This is a genomic window from Zavarzinia sp. (assembly GCF_049306435.1).
GTDB lineage: Bacteria > Pseudomonadota > Alphaproteobacteria > Zavarziniales > Zavarziniaceae > Zavarzinia.
Genome location: NZ_JBAQRT010000092.1, coordinates 1 through 20360 on the forward strand (window position 1 = coordinate 1; position 20360 = coordinate 20360).

Consider the following 20360-nt stretch of genomic DNA (forward strand, 5'->3'; position numbering starts at 1 on the left):
GGCCATGCCGCCATCCGCGCCGCGAGCGAGTTGCGCAACCTGATCACCGTCGGGCGGCTGGTCGCGCTGCTGGCCCTGTCGCGGACGGAAAGCCGGGGCGCCCATGCCCGCATCGACCATCCGGCCGCCGACCCGCGCTGGCTGCACCGTCAGACCGTGCGCCTCGACGCCACGGGCGCCCATCTCGACACCATCGCCCTCGCCAAGGGCCGCCTCGCCGCCGAATGAGTATGCCGACATCATGTTCGATCTGACGCCGCCGCCCTATCTCGTCTACGAAAACCTGCTGAAGACGGCGCTGATGGAGGATCTCGGCCTCGCCGGCGATCTGACGTCGGAAGTCGCCGTGCCCGCGACCGCGCGGGCGCGGACCGAGATCAACACGCGGCACGACGGGCGCATCGCCGGCCTGCCCATGGCCCTCGACACCTTCCGGCTGGTCTCGCCCGAGATCACGGTGGAGGTGCTGCGGCCCGATGGCTCGGACGTTACGCCCGGCGATGTCATCGCCGTCGTCGAAGGCCCGGCGCGGGCCGTGCTGACCGGCGAGCGCGTCGCCCTCAACATCCTGCAGCGCCTGTCGGGCATCGCCACGGTGACGCGCGGCGCCGCCCGCGACGCGGCGAAACACGGCGCCCGCGTCGCCTGCACGCGAAAGACGACGCCGGGCCTGCGCGCCCTCGAGAAATACGCCGTCCGCGTCGGCGGCGGGGTCAATCACCGCTTCGGCCTCGACGACGGCATCCTGGTCAAGGACAATCATATCGCCGCCGCCGGCGGTCTCGACGCCGTGCTCGACCGCATCAAGGGCCGGGTCGGCCACATGGTGAAAGTCCAGGTCGAGGTCGATTCCCTCGACCAGCTCGAGGTCCTGCTGAAGCGGCCGGTCGATGCCGTCCTTCTCGACAACATGGGGCCGGACATGCTGCGCAAGGCGGTCGCCCTGGTCGCCGGGCGCATGGTCACCGAGGCGTCTGGCGGGATCCGGCCCGAGATGGTCGCCGACTACGCCGCCAGCGGCGTCGACATGCTGTCGCTCGGCTGGCTGACCCATTCGGCGCCCTCCCTCGATCTTGGTCTCGATTTCAGCTTCCGCTGAAGGGGGTCTCGACTTCAGCTTCCGCTGACGGCTATTTCGGCGGCACGCCGATCACCGGCGGCGCCTTGGCGTCGGCGGCGCTGTCGGTGCCGTCGACCGCCGAGATGATGTCGCGCAGGATGCCCGGCGCCAGGGCCGACAGGGCATTCACCGTCACCTCCGGGTTTTCGGTCGGGCCGACCACGCTGTAATTGAAGGCGAAGAGGCCACCGCCCTCGCCCCCGGTGAGGATATCACCGACGAGCGGGATCGAATTGAGGATCCGGTTGAGGCCATAGGACGGCACGATGGTGCCCCCGACGCTGACCGAACGGCCCCAGGTGTCATAGGTGCCGGACAGGGTCATGCCGATCGAATTGCCGTAAGCGCGGGCCTTCACGATGCGAATGACCGCGCTTTCCTGCACGATGTCGGCCTTCAGGGCTTCGAGCGAGATGCCCTCGCCACCGATCGCCTCGGCGATGCCGGTGAGCGAGCCCAGCGTCAGAATGCGGGCCAGCACCGGCGCCTTCACCAGTTTGAAATCCCGCATGTCCAGGGCGCCGGTCAGGGGCCGGTTCGGCTTGGTGTCGTCGATCGTGCCATGGAAGGTCAGGGTGCCGCCTTCGACATCGGAATAAAGCCGGGCGACCCGCACCAGGGCGCCGGCATCGCCGGCCGAAACATCGAGACGACGCCCACCGGCGACCGGCGTCAGCTTCAGGGACAGCGGCGCCCGGGTCGGCCCCAGCGTGCCCTTGCTGTTCATCGCCTGCCAGCGACCCTGGTCGTGGCTGCCGGTCGCCTTCAGACCAGCGACGGCCATCTTCTCGTCCAGCTGGACCAGGGCAAGGTCGATGTCGAAGTCGAAGTCGGGCAATCCGTCCGGCGACGAAGGATCCGGCCGCTCCGCCTCGGGTCGGCGCGCGGGGGCATCCTGATCCATGTAGGGCACCAGATCGAGATTGGCGCCGCGCATCTTCAGGGCATAGCGCTGGCCCGGCGCCGGCCGGCGGAAATCGATGGTGAAGGCGCTTTTGCCCAATTGGGCGTTGCTCAGCACGAGGCTGATCAGATCGCCATCGGTGGTGAATTCCGCGCTGCCATCGGCGGACAGGCCCTTGGCCCGCGCCGTCAACCCCTCGAACTTCAGCCGCCCGCCGCCCGTCGCCAGGCGGAAGGCGACGGCGGCCGGCTCCCCCGCCTTCTTGCCGTAACCGGTTTCGGGCAGGGTGATCGCCGCGCCGTCCAGCGCCAGCTCGGCCCGGATCGCGCCAATGGCCTGCCCCCGCCCCTCGAGGGTGACGCTGGCGCCGATCGGCCCCGTGATCCGGCCGCCGAGGCCAAGACCCAGTTTCTCGCGCAGGGCGTCATCCAGCGTGCCCTTGGCCGTCAGCACGGTCGTGGGCTTGCCCGCGGGCGCCCTGAAATTCTCGCTCCATTCGAGATCGAGAGGGGCGCCGCCCAGCCTGGCCGTGCCCCTGGCCGTGGCGCGGCTCTGATCGACATCGACCGTGATCGCGCCATCGGTGAGGTCGAGGGGGCCGGCGATCGCAGGCAGCACGAGCCCGACGATCTTGCTGCTGGTCTTGAAGTCCAGATTGTCGAGATCGAGATCGGCGACGAGAGGCAGCAGGAAGCGCGCCCTGGTTTCGTGATCGCCAGCGGTTTTCGATGGATCGACACCGATCTTGCCGGCATAGCCAAGCGGCGGCAGGTCGAGCATGGTCAGGGCCGCCCGCACCGGCCCGGTGGCGGAGAAGGAAATATCGCCTTGCTGATCTTCCTTGCTGAAGTCGGTGATCTTCGCCAGCCCCTCGGTCAGGGTAACGAGGCCGGCGGGCCCCATGTCGACCCTTCCGCTGTTGATTTCGACATCGATACCATCGGCCGTCATATGGGCCTTGGCCTTGATGTCCGAAACCGGCGGAAGACCGGCCATGAAGGTGGTGGCCGCGCCGTCGATGGCGAAATCGGCGCTGAACATGTCGGGCGGCGACGGCGAAGCGTCCAGCCCGCCGGGTGGCGCCTTCAACCGAAGAACGCCGTCGGAAACCTGGCCGCCCCTGATGTTCTGCGTGACCCAACGCCGGCCATTGACCGAAAGCCGCACGGGCCACAGCGCCGCCAGATCATCGACCGGCAGGCCGCCGAGCCGGGCGGTCAGGTCGATCGCGGGTCCGGCCAGGGTGAAACCGACACTGCCGCTGGCGGAAATATCGACATCGCCGCGCCGGATCCGGACCTGCGCGAGATGGAGGGTCGCGCTCGCGTTGTCGTATCGGCCGGCCGCATGGATCTGGTCGAGGCTCAGGCCCTCGGGAAAGAAATCCGGCAGGTCCAGACCGCCGCCCGCCGCGGTCACGTCGAAATCGACCCCGTGAAGCTCGCCGTTCGCGTCGACCGCGGCGGAAACCTTGCCCGACAGCGGCATGACGATCCCCGCCGCCGGCCCGAACATCTGGCCACCGGCATCGAACAGCGCGGGCACGAGATTGCTGAATTCGACCGACAAGGCGGCTTCGCCATCCGCGCCGGGCGGAATGGCGCCCATGAGCCGCAGCGACACCTGCTCGCCCTCGCTGGCCACCGCGAGCCTGAAATCGAGCAGCACCTCGCCGCCCGCCTTGCGCATCAGCTCGCCGCCGACGCCGTTGCCGACCCAGCGCCGCAGGGTCATCTCGTCTTCGACGACAAGGCGCGAGCGGACGAGCGACAATCGCTCCAGACGACGGAGAGCCGGCGAGTTTCCCGGTCCCCGGCGCAGGAGGGCAAGGAGATCGGCGACGGGCGAAGCCCCCCCGGCCGCCACCTCGTCCCCGACCGCGACGGCGCCGCCGAGGCCGAGTTCGACCAGTCCATCGGCATTCCGCCGGATCGTGACATCGGCCCCCGCGAGGGTCACCCCCGTCGGCGCCAGCTGGCCCACGAGCAGGGCCCGCAGCGAGAGATCGATGCCGGCGCTGGGCAACCGGGCGATCAGGGTGCCATCCTGCCCCCGGGCCTCGATCCCGACGACCTGCAGCGCGACATCATTGTCGGCCCCGCTCCAGGTCAGGATGGTATCGCCCACGCTGACCTTCAGGCCGGCGGCATTGCCCTCGAAGGCGGATTCGATCAGCGGGGAGAGGAAGCCGAGGGAAATCGGCCCGATCGACAGACGAAGACCGATCGCGACGCCCGCGATCATCAAGGCGGTCAGCAGGCCGCCGAAAACATGAGCCGCAATGCGGGAAGCGCGCCTGACCAAATCGAATGCCCTGCAGGACGCCCCGCGCCGGGAGCCGTCCCGAAAATCCTGCTGGCCCCAAATCCTGCCAGACTGAAATCCTCGACCCTGCGGCTTGACGCCAACGGCACCAGACAGCAGCGTATCCACCCTAGCACGAAGACGATGTGACGCGCGTGAATTACGGTCTCCCCGCCCTGCCGCCCAGCCCCCCCGCCGACGATCATCCCGGCGCGCTTCGCCTGATCGACGACTTCAGGGCGGCCCAGACCGAGCCCGGCCTGGCCGACAACCCGCGGATACACTCGATCCTGCGGATCATCGGCGCCTACAGCCCCTATCTCTCGGCCCTCGTCCGTCGCGACCCGGCCGGACTGGTCGACATGGTCCGGCGCGGCCCCGAAGCCGTGCTCGAAGACCTGTGGCCGAGCCTGACGCCGGCGGCGACCGCGGACCTGAATACCGAATCGCTGATGCGCCACCTGCGCCGGGGCAAGGCGCGCGTCGCCCTCGCAGCGGCGGTCGGCGATCTGGCCTTTGGCTGGCCGCTGATGCGAACGACCGGCGCCCTGTCGCGTCTGGCCAGCGCCGCCCTGTCCGCCGCGGCCGCCCACATGCTGCGGGCCGGCGCGAAAATGGGTGAAATCGCCCTGCCCCATGACAGCGACCCGGAACGCGAGTCCGGCCTGATCATTCTCGGCATGGGCAAGCTGGGCGCGAACGAGCTGAATTATTCCAGCGACATCGACCTGATCGTCTTCTTCGACAGCGAGACAGCGAAGCCGACCGGCAAGCGCAGCCCGACCGAAACCTATGTCCGCGTCACCAAGGGCATCGTCAAGCTGCTGCAGGAGAGGACGGCCGATGGCTATGTCTTTCGGGTCGACCTGCAGCTGCGCCCCGATCCCGGCGCCATGCCCATCGCCCTGTCGACCGACGCCGCCGAGATCTATTATCAGAGCCTTGGCCAGAACTGGGAGAGGGCGGCGATGATCAAGGCCCGCCCGGTCGCGGGCGACCTCGCCGCCGGGCGCGATTTCCTGCAGCGCATCCGCCCCTTCGTCTGGCGCCGCCATCTCGATTTCGCCGCCGTGCGCGATATCCAGCGCATGAAGGAGCGGATCCGCGAGCACCATGGCCATGGCGCGATCCGGGTCGAGGGCCAGGATGTGAAACTCGGCCCCGGCGGCATCCGCGAGGTCGAGTTCTTCGTTCAGATCCAGCAGCTGATCTCGGGCGGACGGGAGCCACAACTGCGCGAGGCCGGCACCCTCGCCATGCTCGACCGGCTGGTCGCCATGGGCCGCATCCCGGATGACGAGCGCCGGATCCTGACGGAAGGCTACTGCTTCCTGCGCCACCTCGAACATCGCCTGCAGATGGTCGAGGACGCCCAGACCCACGACATTCCCGGCGATCCCGCCGCCATTCCGGCCCTTGCCCGCTTCATGGGTTATGGCGATACCCATGAATTCCGCCTCACACTGCTGGGCCATCTGTCGGCGATCGAACATCGCTTCGCCGGCCTCTTCGCGTCCGAGGATGGCGACGAAGGTCCGGGCCGGGACCTGTTGCCGGCGGGTGAAGACGCTATCGCCGACTATCTGGCGCGGGCGGGGTTCAAGGATGGGCCACGCGGCGCCGGCATCATCGCCGGCTGGCGGGTCGGCCGTTACCGCTGCTTCCGCCACGAACGCGCGCGGGCGCTGGTCGAGGGGCTGACGCCGGTGCTGATCGCCGCCATGGCGAAGACGGCGGCGCCGGATACCGCCCTCCTCCTGTTCGATCAGTTTCTGAACCGCCTGCCCGCCGGCGTGCAGCTGTTCTCCCTCCTCGATGCCAATCGCAACCTGCTCGACCTTCTCGCCGAGATCATGGGCGCGGCGCCCATGCTGGCGGAAATGCTGGCGCGCCGTCCCGGCCTGCTCGACACCGTGGTCGGTGGCGAGGCACTGCGCCCGATCACCGATGGGGGCGCGCTGCGCGATGGCCTCGCCGTCGCCCTGTGCGATGTCACCGATTATCAGGACCTGCTCGACGCCGTGCGCCGCTGGACCGCCGACCGGCGCTTCGCCGTCGGGCTTCAGCTTCTGCGTGGCCTGACCGACCATCGCGAGGCTGGTCGCGCCCTCTCCTTTGTCGCCGACGCGGTGATCGAGCGGCTGGTCGACGCGGTCTCGGCCAATTTCGCCCTCGCCCATGGTGTCATTCCGGGGGGCGGTTTCGCCGTCGTCGGCTTCGGCAAGCTGGGTGGGCGGGAAATGACCGTCACCTCCGATCTCGATCTCGTTTTCCTGTGTCATGTGCCGGAAGGCACCATCGGCTCGGACGGTGCCAAACCGCTGTCCCCCGGCGTCTATTACACCAGGCTCGGCCAGCGCCTGATCGCCGCGCTCTCGGCCCTGACCGCCGAGGGCAGTCTTTACGAGGTCGACATGGCGCTGCGCCCGGGCGGCGGCGCGGGAGCTCTGGCGACCAGCCTCGGCACGATGGAGACCTATTATCGCGGCGACGCCTGGACCTGGGAACACATGGCGCTGACGCGGGCCCGGGTCGTGGCCGCCAGCGACGCGGGCTTCGCCGCCCGCGCCGGCGCGCTGCTGGAGACATTGAAGCATCTGAAGCGCGACGCCGCCCGCGTTCTCGCCGACGCCGCGCACATGCGGGGACGGATGGACCGCGACCGCCCGCCACGCGGCCGCTGGGATCTGAAGCTGTCGCCGGGTGGCCTGATCGATATCGAATTCATCGCGCAGGGCCTGCTGCTGGCGGGCGGCGAGCGCCTGCCCGCGCCCTGGCCGACCGATAGCGCCGGCATGATCGACCTGTTGCGCGACCAGGGCGTGCTTCCCGCCCATGAAGCCGATGAGCTTGCCGCCGCGCTCGACCTCGAGGCCGGATTGTCGGCCTCGATCCGCCTGACCGCCGGGGATGGTTTCGAGCCCGGCACGGCGCCCGAGAGCCTGAAACTGTTGCTCGCCCGCCAGGCCGGCGTCGCCGATTTCGCGGCGGTCGAGGCCCTGCTGGAAGAGGCTCGGCCCCGCATCCGCGCGATCTTCATCAGCCACATCGGCGATCCCGTCGCATTGCCCGCCGCCGATGGTGCCCCGGGCGCTGCCGGCCTGCCCATAGAGGAGATTTGACACCATGAGTGCAACGCTCGAGACCGGCGCGCCGGCCCCGGATTTCGCCCTGTCCGCCAATGGCGGTGGCTCCATCGCCCTGTCCGCCCTGAAGGGGCGCAAGGTCGTGCTCTATTTCTATCCCAAGGACGACACCCCGGGCTGCACCACCGAAGCCATCGATTTCTCGGCCCGCCTCGCCGATTTCACGGCGGCGGGGGCGAGCATCGTCGGCGTCTCGCGCGATAGTGTCGCCGCTCACGACAAGTTCGCCGCCAAGCATGACCTGAGCATCAGCCTTGGCGCCGATGTCGATGGCACGGTGACAAACGCCTATGGCGTCTGGGTCGAGAAGATGAATTACGGCAAGAAATACTTCGGCATCGAACGATCGACCTTCCTGATCGATGGCGCGGGCAAGATCGCCCGCGTCTGGCGCAAGGTCAGGGTGAAAGGCCATGTCGACGACGTGCTGGCGGCGGTGCGGGCGCTCTGATTGCACCCACCGGACAGGGGCGTTTCGCCGCGATGGGAACAGCCGCTGTTGACATATTGCCGCCGCTCTGGCGGCAATAGCGGCCGTCTTTAGTTCTTCAGGTGATTACCGTCGCATGACCAACGACGCCCGACTTCGTCCGCTTGCCTCCCGCCGCTCGTGGTTTGCCCCGCGCGAGATCGCCATTCGCGATCCCTGGGGCGTGCGCTGGCTGCGGCTGTCCCGGCGGATGCAGGTCTCGGCCGCCGCCCTTGGCCTCGCCGCCTTCGCGTGGGTAGGCCATGCCACGATCGCCACCCTGGCGCCGCCGGACCGGACCGGCGAACAGGCCGAGGCCATCACCCGCCTGCGGGCGGAACTCGACGGGCACGAGCGCGCGGCTGATAGCCTGCGCCAGGAAGTCGCCCGGCTGCGCAGTGAAAAAGCCGTCGCCGAAGCCGCCCGCTCGGCCGCCGAGCGCCAGTCCGCAACCGAGGTCGCGGCAGCCGCGGCCACGGCGGCGCAGGACCGCGTCACCGATCTCGAATACGCCCTGGCCGACGCCTATCTCACGCAGTGGCGCCTGGCGGAAAGCCTCGCCGTCGCCGACGACCGCATCGCTTCGCTCGAAGGCAAGGCGGTGGGCCTCCGCGATCTGGCCGCGATCGCCGGTCAGCAGGCGACCCAGTTGAAAGACAAGGTGGCGACGCTCGAATTGCTGCAAGGCCAGTTGGTGGAGCGCCTGAAGCCGGCGACCGATGTCGAGGTGGCGCTGCTCGAGCGGAACCTCGCGCCAACCCGCCTTGATCTCGACAGCGTGGTCGCGGCGGTCGCGGACGAAGGCAGCGGCGGACCGTTGCTGCCGGTGATGGACGATCTCGCCCCGACGATCGAAAATGCCCGTCTCAATGACCTGACCAATTCGACGGCACGGCTGGACGCCCTGAAGGCGGCCGCCATCTCGATGCCCCTCGCCCTGCCGGTCCGCCTCGACGGGATCGAGGTGCGCAGCAATTTCGGCAATCGCCGCGATCCGATCAACCGCCGCGCCGCCTTCCACGCCGGCATCGATTTCGGTGGTGCCGTGGGCACGCCGGTCTTCGCCACCGCGCCGGGCGAAGTCGTATCGGCCGGCTGGGCCGGCGCCTATGGCCGCGCCGTCCGCATTCGCCACGCCTTCGGGCTGGAAACCCAATACGCCCATCTCAGCCGGGTTTCGGTGAAAGTGGGCGACAAGGTTGACGCCGGCGACGTGATCGGCAAACTCGGCAGCACGGGCCGCTCCACCGGGCCGCATCTTCATTACGAGGTGCGGTTGCTGGATGCCCCGAACGATCCCATGCGCTTCATCGAGGCAGGTCGCAATGTTCAACAACAGACAGAACAAGCGCGAGACGAAGCCGGGAAATAGCGGCCGGCGGGGCGAAAACGCCACCCGTCCCTCGATCCTGGCCGAGGGTCTCAGCATCGAAGGCAATATCGAGACTGTCGGCGATCTGCAGATCGACGGCACCGTGACTGGCGACATCACCTGCCGCAGCCTGACGCTGGGCGAGGATGGCCTGGTCAAGGGCGCCATCAATGCCGAGACGGTTCACATCCGCGGCCGGATCGAGGGCCGCATCGACGCCGCCGTGGTCGAACTCGCCGCCAGCGCCGTCATCAGCGGCGACATCCTCCACGACAGTATCGGCGTCGAGGCCGGCGCGAATATCGAAGGCCAGCTGAAGCGCCGCCACAAGACCCGGGCCGCCACCGAGGACAAGCCGGCCGAGGGCGGCAAACCCGCCCTCGTCGTCACCAATTCCTGACTGCGCGATCAGTCGAGGTCGCTGACCTCGGCCCCGCCGCCCTCGACCCGGGCGGCGAGCGCGGCCGCCATGAAGCGGTCGAGATCGCCGTTCAGCACGCCCTGGGTATCCGAGGTCTCGGCCCCGGTGCGCAGGTCCTTCACCATCTGGTAGGGCTGCAGGACATAAGAGCGGATCTGGTGGCCCCAGCCGATCGCCGTCTTGGTTTCTTCCGTCGCCCTGGCCGCTTCCTCGCGGATCTGCAGCTCGCGCTCGTAGAGCCGGGCTTTCAGCATGGACATGGCCTGCGAGCGGTTCTTGTGCTGCGAGCGGTCGGCCTGACAGGCGACGACGATGCCGGTCGGGACGTGGGTGATGCGGATCGCCGAGTCCGTCTTGTTGACGTGCTGGCCACCCGCGCCCGAGGCGCGATAGGTATCGACCCGCAGATCCTTGTCGAGGATCTCGATCTCGATCGTGTCGTCGACCACCGGATAGACCCAGACCGAGGCGAAGCTGGTCTGCCGCCGGGCATTGGAATCGAAGGGCGAAATCCGCACCAGACGATGCACGCCCGATTCCGTCTTCATCCAGCCATAGGCGTTCAGGCCCTTGACCATGATGGTCGCGCTCTTGATTCCGGCCTGTTCGCCGGGGCTGTCTTCGATCAGCTCGACCTTGTAGCCCTTGCGCTCGGCCCAGCGGGTATACATGCGCAGCATCATCTCGGCCCAGTCCTGGGCCTCGGTGCCGCCGGCGCCGGCATTGACTTCGAGATAGCTGTCATTGCCATCGGCCTCGCCCGACAGGAGGGCCTTCACCTCGGCCTCGCCCGCCTCGTCGCGCACGCGGCGAAGGTTAGCGACGGCATCATCGATCATGCCCTCGTCACCCTCGCCCTCGGCCATTTCGGCGAGTTCGAGCATGTCGCGAAGTTCGGCTTCCAGCCGGCGATAGGCGCCGATCGCATCGTCGAGACGGGTGCGTTCGCGCATGATCTTCTGCGCTTCCGCAGGATCGTTCCACAGGGACGGGTCTTCGACCCGGGCGTTCAGTTCTTCGAGTCGGACGTTGGCAACGTCCCAGTCAAAGATGCCTCCTCAGCAGTTCGAGCGACTGCTTGATTTCGGCGTTGAGGGATTCGACGTCGGCGCGCATATCTCCGGCCCTTCGTTCAGGAAGGGGCACGGTATAGCGGGGATTGACCCCGCCGACAACCGCAAGGCCCGCGAGCGATGATCAGTAAAGGCCGCCGGTCGCGGAATCTCCGGCCGCGGGCGGTGCCACGGGTGCCCCTGGGGCGGCTGGAGGCGCGGCACCGATGGCGCCGAGGAAGTCGGGATCACTGCCGAAGCTGCCGTCGCCGCCGGTGAAGGCCGCGTCGCTGGAGCCGTCGAGCACCGGGCGCTGACCGAAAGGCTCGGTCCCCGGCTTGAAGGCCTCGAAGATCGCCCGCTCGCCCGGGGCGGCCGGCGCGCCGGTCGCGGGGTTGACGCGGACCAGACGAAGACCCGGCGGAATACGGAATGGGATGCCCGGCTTGTCCCGGAGGGCCGCGGCCATGAAATCGCGGAACACCGGCGACGCGACCGAGCCACCGGTTTCCTTGCCGCCGAGGGTGCGCGGCTGGTCGAAGCCGAAGAAGACCCCGGCGACGAGATCGGGCGAGAAGCCGATGAACCAGACATCCTTCGAATCGTTGGACGTGCCGGTCTTGCCCGCCAGCGGCTTGCCGACGGCGCGAACCTTGCCGCCCGTGCCGCGCTCGACGACGCCCTGCAGCAGGGACACCATCTGGTAGGCGGTGCCCGCGTCGATCACTTCGGGGCGATTGTCGGGCACGGCCGGCGGCGGCTGGCCATTGTAGCTGGTCGGGCCGCAGCCCTCGCAGGTTCGCATGTCGTGCTTGAACACGGTGCGGCCGCGCCGGTCCTGAATCCGGTCGATCAGGCTGGGCGTGATCTTCTTGCCACCGTTGACGAACTGGCCATAGGCGGCGGTCATCCGCATCAAGGTGGTCTCGCCCGCGCCGAGCGACATGGCGAGATAGGGCGGCAGATCGGTGACGACGCCGAAACGCTCGGCCAGGGCCTTCACCTTGTCCATGCCGATGTAATAGGCGAGACGGGCGGTGACCAGATTGCGCGATTTCTCGAGCGCGACCCGAAGCGTGATCGGCCCCAGATAGTCGTGGCCATAGTTCGCCGGCCGCCAGGGCGGCAGGCCCGGCCCCTGATCGGCGGTGAAGGGGCCATCCTCGACCAGGGTCGAGGGCGTGAGGCCGGATTCGAGCGCGGTCGCGTAGACGAAGGGCTTGAAGGTCGAGCCGGGCTGGCGCAGGGCCTGGGTCGCCCGGTTGAACTGGCTCTCGCCATAGGACCAACCGCCGACCATGGCCAGCACCCGGCCCGTATGCGGATCGAGGGCGACGAAGGCCGCGCCGACATTGGGGATCTGCCGAAGGCCGAAGGTCCCCTGCGTCGCCAGCGCCTCGACGGCGATGATGTCGCCGACCGCGAGGACATCGGAAGGACCACGCGGCGCGGCGCCGACGCCCTGCCCGGCCGTGGTCGGCCGCGCCCAGGTCAGCTCGCTCATCGCGATGGTGCCCCTGCTGCCGTCGACGAGGCCGATCTCGGCCGCCTTGGCGCCGACGGCGGTGACGACCGCGAGACGCCAGCCCTCGATACCGGGAACGACGAGGCCGGGCGGTGTCGGGGTGGCGCGCAGGGCTTCGAGCCAGCTGCCGCCGGCGATACTGACGCGGGTGATCGGCCCGCGCCAGCCGTGGCGCCGGTCGTAATCGATCATGCCCCGGCGCAGCACCTTGTCGGCGATCGCCTGCATGGTCGGATCGATCGAGGTGCGAACGCTGAGCCCGCCTTCATAGAGCGACTGCTCGCCGTAAAGGGAGGCGATCTCGCGCCGGACTTCCTCGGCGAAATAATCGGCGGATGTGGTCGTCGACTGGCTGGGATCGCGCACCGTCAGCGGGCTGGCCTTCGCCTCCTCCCACTGCTCGCGGGTGATGCGGCCGTCTTCATACATGCGGTCCAGCACCCAGTTGCGGCGCTTGATCGCCGCATCGTGCTGGCGGACCGGATGATAATTGGACGGCGCCTTGGGCAGCGCGGCGAGATAGGCCATCTCGGCGATGTTCAGCTGATCCAGCGGCTTGTCGAAATAGTTCAAGGCGGCGGCGGCGACGCCGTAGGACCCCATGCCGAGATAGATCTCGTTCAGGTAAAGCTCGAGGATGCGGTCCTTGGAGAAGGTCCGTTCGATCCTGAAGGTCAGGATCGCCTCGCGCACCTTGCGGCCATAGGAGACTTCGTTGCCGAGCAGGAAGTTCTTCGCCACCTGTTGCGTGATGGTCGAGGCACCGACCGGCCGGCGGTCGCTGCCGAGATGGCGCAGGTTGGTGAAGACGGCGCGCATCACGCCCGAGAAGTCGATGCCGCCATGTTCGTAGAAATTCTTGTCCTCGGCCGACAGGAAGGCCCCGATCACCCGCGGCGGGATCTGCGCGATGGGCACGAACAGCCGGCGTTCCCGCGCGTATTCGGCCAGGAGCGAGCCGTCGCCGGCATGAAGCCGCGTCGTCACCGGCGGCTCATAGACCGCCAGCTGCCGGTAGTCCGGCAGGTCCTGCGAATAGTGGTGCACGACCCAGAGACCGGCCAGGAGACCGACCACCGCCAGGATCGCGAAGGCACCGAAGATGAAACCGAGGAAGCGCATGTACCGCCGTTGCATGGGTCCGCCAGCGCCGTCCTTATATCCGATCGAGGGCCGACGGGGACCTTGTTCCGTGAATATGGCACGGCTGTGGCATCACTGCATCACCCCGGACGCAGGGGGCATCACCCCCTGAACATGAACCAGACGGCGCCGACAAGGCAGCAGAAGGCCCCGAGGTGGTTCCAGCGCAGCGCCTCGCCGAGATAAAGCACCGAGAAGGCGGCGAAGACGAGCAGGGTCACCACCTCCTGGATGGTCTTCAGCTGGCCGGCGCTGAACTGGCCGAAGCCCATGCGGTTGGCCGGCACCATCAGGCAATATTCGAAGAAGGCGATGCCCCAGCTGACGAGCACCACTTTCCAAAGGGGTTGGCTCGTGAACTTCAGATGGCCATACCAGGCGAAGGTCATGAAGACATTGGAAGCGATCAGCAGCGCGACGGTCGGCACGGTTATCCCCGATTGACGAAAGACCTGCCCCAGAGTGCCATTTTTTGCAGCAGATAGGCATTGCCGCGCCCGCCGGGGGGTCATATGTTAGTCATGCGAAAAAAGGTGCCGGTCCAGCGCCACCTTTCGATCCGGATCGCCCCGTCCCCTGGGACGGCGACCTCGATCGGTGTGTGAGTTCGGGCCAGTTGCTCTCCGACCTGTCGAGTCGGCCGTGAGGCTCAACAGCCGACGGACGGACATGCGACGTCAGCAACGCGGGGCCTTTACGGCAATGCTCATTCAAACCCGATCATTCACCCTGCACAGAGACAGTTCCGCCCGTGTCGTCAGAGCGCAAGTTGGCCCCCTCCGAAGCAATCTGCCCCGGCAATTTCGCCGGCCGGCATGATGCCGGCGGCCTGTGCGCTCGGCGCATCGCGCATGGTCATGTCCGGTTTTCCGGCGATGACCGTCTCCTGCGCCCAAGGCTCGACCCTGCGCCCCGCGGCCAGCGGTCGGGGGCCAATCCGGGCGCCTTGATCTGTGCCAACCAATCGATCCCCAGGCTGTCGGAGGCCCGCGTAAGGCCCCTCGCCCGGGATCGAGGAGATTCACCTGATGGCAACCCGTATGCTCATCGACGCCACGCACCCGGAGGAAACCCGGGTCGTCGTGGTGCGCGGCAATCGTCTTGAAGAATTCGACTTCGAGTCGGCAAACAAGAAGCAGCTCAAGGGCAATATCTATCTCGCCAAGGTCACCCGCGTGGAGCCGTCGCTGCAGGCGGCCTTCGTCGAATATGGCGGCAACCGTCACGGCTTCCTGGCTTTCAGCGAAATCCACCCCGATTACTATCAGATCCCCGTCGCCGATCGTCAGGCCCTGCTCGACGAGGAGGCCGCCGCCCATGCGGATGATGACGACGATGATGACATCGCCGATGTCGATGACGCGGGCGATGATTCGGCTGGCGACATCGACGATGACGGCGGCCTGATCGAGGTCGTCGAAGTCGATACCGCGACGGAAGTCGTCGGTGCCGGCAGCGGCGACGATGAGGATGGCGACGGCTCGCGCCTCGGCGCCGACAATGAATTCGAGGACCCGGTGCTCGAGGGCGACCCCGAGACCCTGAAGGCCATCGACGCCGAAACGTCCGAGGGTGGTCCGGCCCCGCTCGAGATCCCGGCCCCGGTCGAGGCGCCCGCCCCGGCCGAGGAACCGATCCCGGCCGTGGCCGAAGCCGCGCCCGCCGAGATCGAGCAGCCCGTGGAAAGCGCGCCGGCCGAAGCCGAAGCCGTTGTCGAGACCGCGCCGGCTGTCGAGCCGACCCCGGAAGCGGAAGCGCCCGAGGCCGCCGTCGAGGTCGCGGGCATTCCGGTCGATGCCGTCGCCGAGGTTCAGCCTGTCCTGGAGCCGACGCCGGTTCCGGCCGTGGCTGAAATCGCCTCGCCCGCGATGCCGGCGGTCGAGACCGAGACCGAATACCAGCCGCGCCCGCGTTTCCGCCCGCGCCGTTCCTACAAGATCCAGGAAGTGATCAAGCGCCGGCAGATCATGCTGGTTCAGGTCGTCAAGGAAGAGCGCGGCAACAAGGGCGCCGCCCTCACCACCTATCTGTCGCTCGCCGGCCGCTATTGCGTGCTGATGCCCAATTCCCCTCGGGGCGGCGGCATTTCCCGCAAGATCCAGAACCCGGCGGACCGCAAGCGCCTGAAGTCGATCACCTCCGAACTGGAGCTGCCCAAGGGCATGAGCGTGATCGTGCGCACGGCCGGCCTCAACCGGACGAAGCCCGAGATCAAGCGCGATTACGAATATCTGGTGCGCATGTGGGATTCCGTGCGGGAACTGACCCTGCAGTCCGCGGCTCCCGCCCTCGTCTATGAAGAGGGCAATCTGATCAAGCGGGCGATCCGCGATCTCTATTCCAAGGACATCGAGGAAATCCAGGTCGACGGCGAGGAAGGTTATCGCCAGGCCAAGGACTTCATGCGGATGCTGATTCCCAGCCACGCGAAGAATGTCCAGCTCTACCGCGACCGGGTGCCGCTGTTCCACCGTGCCCAGATCGAGAACCAGCTCGACCAGATGTTCAACCCGACGGTTCATCTGCGCTCGGGCGGCTATATCGTCATCAACCCGACGGAAGCCCTGGTCTCGATCGACGTGAACTCAGGGAGAGCCACGCGCGAGCACAATATCGAGGAAACGGCGACCAAGACCAACCTCGAGGCCGCCGAGGAAATCGCCCGCCAGCTGCGCCTGCGCGATCTGGCCGGTCTCGTCGTCATCGACTTCATCGACATGGAAGACCAGCGCAATGCCCGCGCGGTCGAACGCAAGATGAAGGATTGCCTGAAGACGGACCGCGCCCGCATCCAGATCGGCCGGATCTCGCCCTTCGGCCTCCTCGAGATGTCGCGTCAGCGGCTGCGCCCCAGCCTGCTCGAAGCCTCGACCGTCACCTGCCCGCATTGCCGCGGCGTCGGCCTGATGCGTTCCACCGAATCGACCGCGCTGCATGTCCTGCGCGGCATCGAGGACGAGGGAATGCGCGAGCGGGCCTCGAAGATCGCAGTGAAGATCCCGGAGCCGATCGCCCTCTATATCTTCAATCACAAGCGGGATGCCCTGCGCTCGCTCGAAGAGCGTTACGACTTCAAGATCTATGTCGAGATCGATCCCGAACTGATCGCCCCCGATTACCGGATCGAGCGCCTGGCCAATCGCAGCACGCCGGTTCCCGAAGCGGTGCTGGCGATCCGCTCCGGCACCTTCCCGATGCCGGACCTCGAGGAAGAGGATCCGGTCGAGGCCGAGATCGAGCCCGAAGTCGAGGCCGAGGCTGAAGTGGTCGTGGCCGTGGCGCCGGCCGTCGCCGCCGAGACCGCCGAAGGCGATGGCAAGAAGCCGCGCCGTCGTCGTCGTCGCCGTCGTGGCAAGGACCGTGAGGCGGGCGAGGGCCCCCGCGAGGGCGAGACCGAGGACGGCGATGAGTCCGCCGAAGACGGCGAAGCCCCCGTCGGCACCGACACTGAAGGTGAAACCGAAGGCGATGCCGCGCCGTCCGCCGAACCGACCGAAACCGAGGGCGACAGCGAAGACGGCGCCGAAGGCACCGAAGGCGAGAGTGAGGGCGATGCCGAAGGTGACGGCCGTCGTCGTCGTCGTCGGGGCCGCCGTGGTGGCCGCCGTCGGCGTGGCGATGGGCCCGAAGGCGAGAATGCCGAAGGCGAAGGCGCCGAAGCCACCAGGGTGGAGAATGCCGCCGGAGACGAGGCTGCCGCCCCGGTCGCCGACAGCGATGCCGAACCCGCCCGCGTGACGACGATCGAGATCGAGGTCGCGGCCGCACCGGAATCGCCGGTCACCGATGTCGAGATCGCGGCCGAGCCGGTCCCGGAGATCCCCGAAGTCTTCCCCGCGGCCCACAGCCCCGACGCTGAAGGCACCGATATCGACATCTCGCCCGAGGCCCAGGTCGTCGGAAGCGAGGCCGTGGCCCCGGTCAACAAGCCGGTGGAAACCATCGTTTCCGGTGACCGGCCGGAATCGTCCGAACCCCCGCAGCCGCCCCGTCGCGGCTGGTGGCAGCGCCGCTTCAACAACTGAACCAAGGCGCCGGGCGCCTGACGGACAGGGGGCGGCAGACCGAACCAGGCCTGCCGCCCTCTTTTCATTTGTGCTAGGGTCCTGCCCGGGCTTGGGGGCATGAACGGAGAATCTGACTTGCTGTCGTCGCCTGCCCGCCTTCGGCGCAATCCGGCCCCTGCCCCACTCAGGCGGCGTCTCGGTACTTTGGCCACGGTCTTCCTGTTCGGTTTTGCCTCGCTCGCGCCTTCGTTCGCTTCGGCGCAGCAGGCCCAGCGCTCGCTGAACCTGATCCGCGATGCCGAGATCGAACAGGACATCAGGGCGATGGCGGTGCCGATCTTCCGCGCCGCCGGGCTCGACGACGCGGCTGTCCGCGTCATCCTGATCCAGGATCCGGCGCTGAATGCCTTCGTCGCCGGTGGACAGAATCTGTTCCTGAACACGGGCACCCTGATCGCCGTCACGACGCCGGAGCAACTGATGGGCGTCATCGCCCATGAAACCGGCCACATGGCGGGCGGCCATCTGGTGCGCAGCACCGAGGCCCTGCGCAATGCCTCGATCCAGCAGATCATCGCGACCGTGCTGGGCGCCATCGCCATCATCGGCGGCGGTGGCCAAGCCGGCGCGGCGGTGATGATGGGCGGCAGCCAGATCGCCACGCGCAGTTTCCTGCAATATTCGCGCACCCAGGAATCCGCCGCCGACCAGGCCGCCATCACCTATCTCGACAAGCTGCACATCACCTCGCGCGGTCTTGGCGAATTCCTGCACATCATCGACCGCGACCAGTTGCGCATCCGGTCCGACCAGAACCCTTACGTCTATACCCACCCGCTGACGCCCGAGCGCATGGCGGCGCTGGAGACGCGGGTCAACCAGTCGCCCTATGTCGATGCGGCGGCCGCGCCCCGCTATGTCGAGATGCTGGCGCGGATGCAGGGCAAGCTGCGCGGCTTCATCGACAATCCCGAAAGCACGATCCGGCGCGTTCCGGCCTCGGCGACCGGCATCGCCGACCGCTATGCCCGGGTGGTCGCGCTCTATCGCAAGCCCGACATGCCGACCTTCCTGACCGAGGTCGACGCCCTGCTGCGCTCCTATCCCAACGATCCCTATATTCTCGAACTGAAGGGCCAGGCGCTGCTGGAAAACGGGCAGATCCAGGCCTCGATCGAGCCCTATCAGCTCGCGGTGAAATACGCGCCGGACGAGCCGCTGCTCCGCGTCGGCCTCGCCAGCGCCATGATCGCGACGGAAGATCCGAAGCAGACGGCGGATGCCGTGCGCGACCTCGAAATCGCGACACGGGCCGACCCGGACAATTCGATGGCCTGGTATCAGCTCGCCATCGCCTATGGCCGGCAGGACAAGATCGGTCTGGCGGCCCTTGCCTCGGCCGAACGCTTTCTGCTCACCGGCAAGCTGGAAGATGCCTATCAGCAGGCCCAGCGCGCCGAAATCGAATTGCCGGCGGGATCGCCGGGCGCCCTGCGCGCCGCCGATATCCGCGACCTTTCCCTGCGCCTCTGGCGCGATCGCCGTTGACCCGGAGTAACTGTCCCATGCGCCGCCTTCTCGCCTCCAGCCTGGCCGCCCTGATGCTGGCGAGTGCCGCCCTGCCCGCCACCGCCGGCCAGTTCGACGATGCCAGCAAGGAAGAAATCCGCCAGATCGTGAAGGATTACCTGATGCAGCACCCCGAGGTGATCCTCGAGTCGGTGCAGGCGATGCAGGAGCGCCAGGACGCCGCCCGCGCCGACGAGGCCCGGGGCCAGATCGCCGGCCTGCGCGAGAAGCTGCTGCGCGACCCGCGCGATCAGGTGCTGGGCAATCCGAACGGCGACGTCACGCTGGTCGAATTCTTCGATTACCGCTGTGGTTACTGCAAGCAGGCCCAGCCCATCCTCGACGAGTTGATCAAGTCGGACCCGAAGCTGCGTGTCGTCCTCAAGGAACTCCCGATCCTCGGCCCCGACTCCCTGGTCGCCAGCCGCGCCGCCCTCGCCTCCGTCGGCCAGGGCAAATACCGGGAATTCCACGCCGCCCTGATCGCCACCAAGGGCGCCCTGAGCGACGACAAGATCATGGATGTCGCGCGCGGCGTCGGGATCGATACCGACAAGCTGAAGAAGGCGATGAGCGATCAGGCGATCGCCGGCCACATCACGGACAATCACGCGCTGGCGGAAAAGCTGGCGATCAATGGCACGCCCAGCTTCATCATCGGCGACCAGCTGGTGCCCGGCGCGGTCGATCTCGCCGCGCTGAAGAAACTGGTCGATACGGCCCGCGGCAGCTGCGCCGGCAGTTGCTGACCTTCGGCTTCAGGCCGGCGGCGGCACCCTGACGCTGCCCGCCGGCTGCTCGTTGAACACGGGCTCCGCCCCCCCGCCGAAACTGCCGATGCCGGGAATGGTCAGGGTGGGGCCGCTGCTCCGCCCGCCGCCGATGGGCGAGGCGATGGTGCCCCGCCGCTCGGCGATGACCTTGCCGTCGTAGAGAACGGTCAGGCGATAAGACGCCGTGGGCGGGCGCGGGCGCTGCGGATCGGGATAGATCCGCACCTTCATCTGAAAATCGCCCAGCGGCGGATTGCCGGAAAAGGTGATGTGCTCCACGGGATCGGGCACCAGCACCAGGCCCCCCGCATTGGCATAGCCATTGGCATCGATATCGAGCCGGCCCGAACCGCAGCCGCTGGGCTGGCGCGACCAGATCATCTGACCATTGGGGCAGATGACATGCAGGTCGAGATCGGCGGCATTGTCCCAGGCCAGAATGAATTCCAGCCGCCCCTTGGCCCCGCCCCGCTCCTCGACCCGGCGGCGGTCCTCGGCGACCTGACGGTCCTGCGGGGCTTCGCTTCGCTGGGCTGGCGGCGGCGTGGGTGGCGT

At 67.8% G+C, this 20360-nt stretch carries 13 protein-coding genes and 1 pseudogene; 9 read left to right on the forward strand and 5 right to left on the reverse strand.

The window, feature by feature from the left end; translation table 11 throughout:
• Together WAZ62_RS04700 and nadC are read left to right on the forward strand one after the other, a co-directional pair.
• A pseudogene (locus WAZ62_RS04700) lies at nt 1-228 on the forward strand (hypothetical protein); the annotation flags it as partial.
• Between the two features lie 13 nt (nt 229-241).
• A complete protein-coding gene (nadC, locus tag WAZ62_RS04705; protein WP_422642363.1) occupies nt 242-1099 on the forward strand; it encodes a carboxylating nicotinate-nucleotide diphosphorylase in 858 nt (285 codons plus the stop codon).
• A 31-nt stretch (nt 1100-1130) separates the two neighbouring features.
• On the opposite strand, the gene WAZ62_RS04710 is transcribed toward nadC, so the two are convergent.
• On the reverse strand, nt 1131-4268 hold the full coding sequence (locus tag WAZ62_RS04710) for a DUF3971 domain-containing protein (protein WP_422642364.1): 3138 nt from the start codon (nt 4266-4268) through the stop codon (nt 1131-1133).
• Between the two features lie 215 nt (nt 4269-4483).
• On the opposite strand from WAZ62_RS04710, the gene WAZ62_RS04715 reads away from it, so the two are divergent.
• The 4 genes from WAZ62_RS04715 to WAZ62_RS04730 all read left to right on the forward strand — a co-directional run bounded on the left by WAZ62_RS04715 (nt 4484) and on the right by WAZ62_RS04730 (nt 9715).
• Entirely contained in the window at nt 4484-7450 is a 2967-nt protein-coding gene (locus tag WAZ62_RS04715; RefSeq protein ID WP_422642365.1) for a bifunctional [glutamine synthetase] adenylyltransferase/[glutamine synthetase]-adenylyl-L-tyrosine phosphorylase, read from the forward strand.
• Nucleotides 7451-7454: 4 nt separating this feature from the next.
• Nucleotides 7455-7925: a peroxiredoxin gene (locus WAZ62_RS04720; RefSeq protein WP_422642366.1), complete on the forward strand. Its 471-nt coding sequence runs from the start codon at nt 7455-7457 to the stop codon at nt 7923-7925.
• Between the two features lie 115 nt (nt 7926-8040).
• Nucleotides 8041-9315: a M23 family metallopeptidase gene (locus WAZ62_RS04725; RefSeq protein WP_422642367.1), complete on the forward strand. Its 1275-nt coding sequence runs from the start codon at nt 8041-8043 to the stop codon at nt 9313-9315.
• Nucleotides 9269-9715, forward strand: coding sequence for a bactofilin family protein (locus WAZ62_RS04730; RefSeq protein WP_422642368.1), 447 nt, complete (start codon nt 9269-9271; stop codon nt 9713-9715). The genes WAZ62_RS04725 and WAZ62_RS04730 overlap by 47 nt, the downstream gene beginning before the upstream one ends.
• 8 nt (nt 9716-9723) lie before the next feature.
• Here the strand turns inward: WAZ62_RS04730 and prfB are convergent.
• The 3 genes from prfB to WAZ62_RS04745 all read right to left on the reverse strand — a co-directional run bounded on the left by prfB (nt 9724) and on the right by WAZ62_RS04745 (nt 13884).
• Nucleotides 9724-10852, reverse strand: a protein-coding gene (gene prfB, locus WAZ62_RS04735) for a peptide chain release factor 2 (RefSeq protein ID WP_422642369.1) whose coding sequence is annotated in 2 segments (ribosomal slippage) — nt 9724-10782 and nt 10784-10852 — 1128 coding nt in all. Because the reading frame shifts where the segments join, the coding sequence is not laid out codon by codon here.
• An 81-nt stretch (nt 10853-10933) separates the two neighbouring features.
• Nucleotides 10934-13450: a penicillin-binding protein 1A gene (locus WAZ62_RS04740; protein ID WP_422642370.1), complete on the reverse strand. Its 2517-nt coding sequence runs from the start codon at nt 13448-13450 to the stop codon at nt 10934-10936.
• Nucleotides 13451-13557: 107 nt separating this feature from the next.
• Nucleotides 13558-13884: a DMT family protein gene (locus WAZ62_RS04745; protein WP_422642371.1), complete on the reverse strand. Its 327-nt coding sequence runs from the start codon at nt 13882-13884 to the stop codon at nt 13558-13560.
• Between the two features lie 600 nt (nt 13885-14484).
• Between WAZ62_RS04745 and WAZ62_RS04750 the strand changes: the two genes are divergently transcribed.
• The 3 genes from WAZ62_RS04750 to WAZ62_RS04760 all read left to right on the forward strand — a co-directional run bounded on the left by WAZ62_RS04750 (nt 14485) and on the right by WAZ62_RS04760 (nt 19781).
• Nucleotides 14485-17481, forward strand: coding sequence for an Rne/Rng family ribonuclease (locus WAZ62_RS04750; protein WP_422642372.1), 2997 nt, complete (start codon nt 14485-14487; stop codon nt 17479-17481).
• Between the two features lie 186 nt (nt 17482-17667).
• Nucleotides 17668-19011, forward strand: a complete 1344-nt coding sequence (locus WAZ62_RS04755) for a M48 family metalloprotease (protein ID WP_422642373.1) — start codon at nt 17668-17670, stop codon at nt 19009-19011.
• 17 nt (nt 19012-19028) lie between these two features.
• Nucleotides 19029-19781: a DsbA family protein gene (locus tag WAZ62_RS04760; protein WP_422642374.1), complete on the forward strand. Its 753-nt coding sequence runs from the start codon at nt 19029-19031 to the stop codon at nt 19779-19781.
• Between the two features lie 9 nt (nt 19782-19790).
• Here WAZ62_RS04760 and WAZ62_RS04765 read toward each other — a convergent pair.
• Nucleotides 19791-20360, reverse strand: a 570-nt coding sequence (locus WAZ62_RS04765; protein ID WP_422642375.1) for a hypothetical protein, incomplete at its 5' end; no start/stop codon positions are given.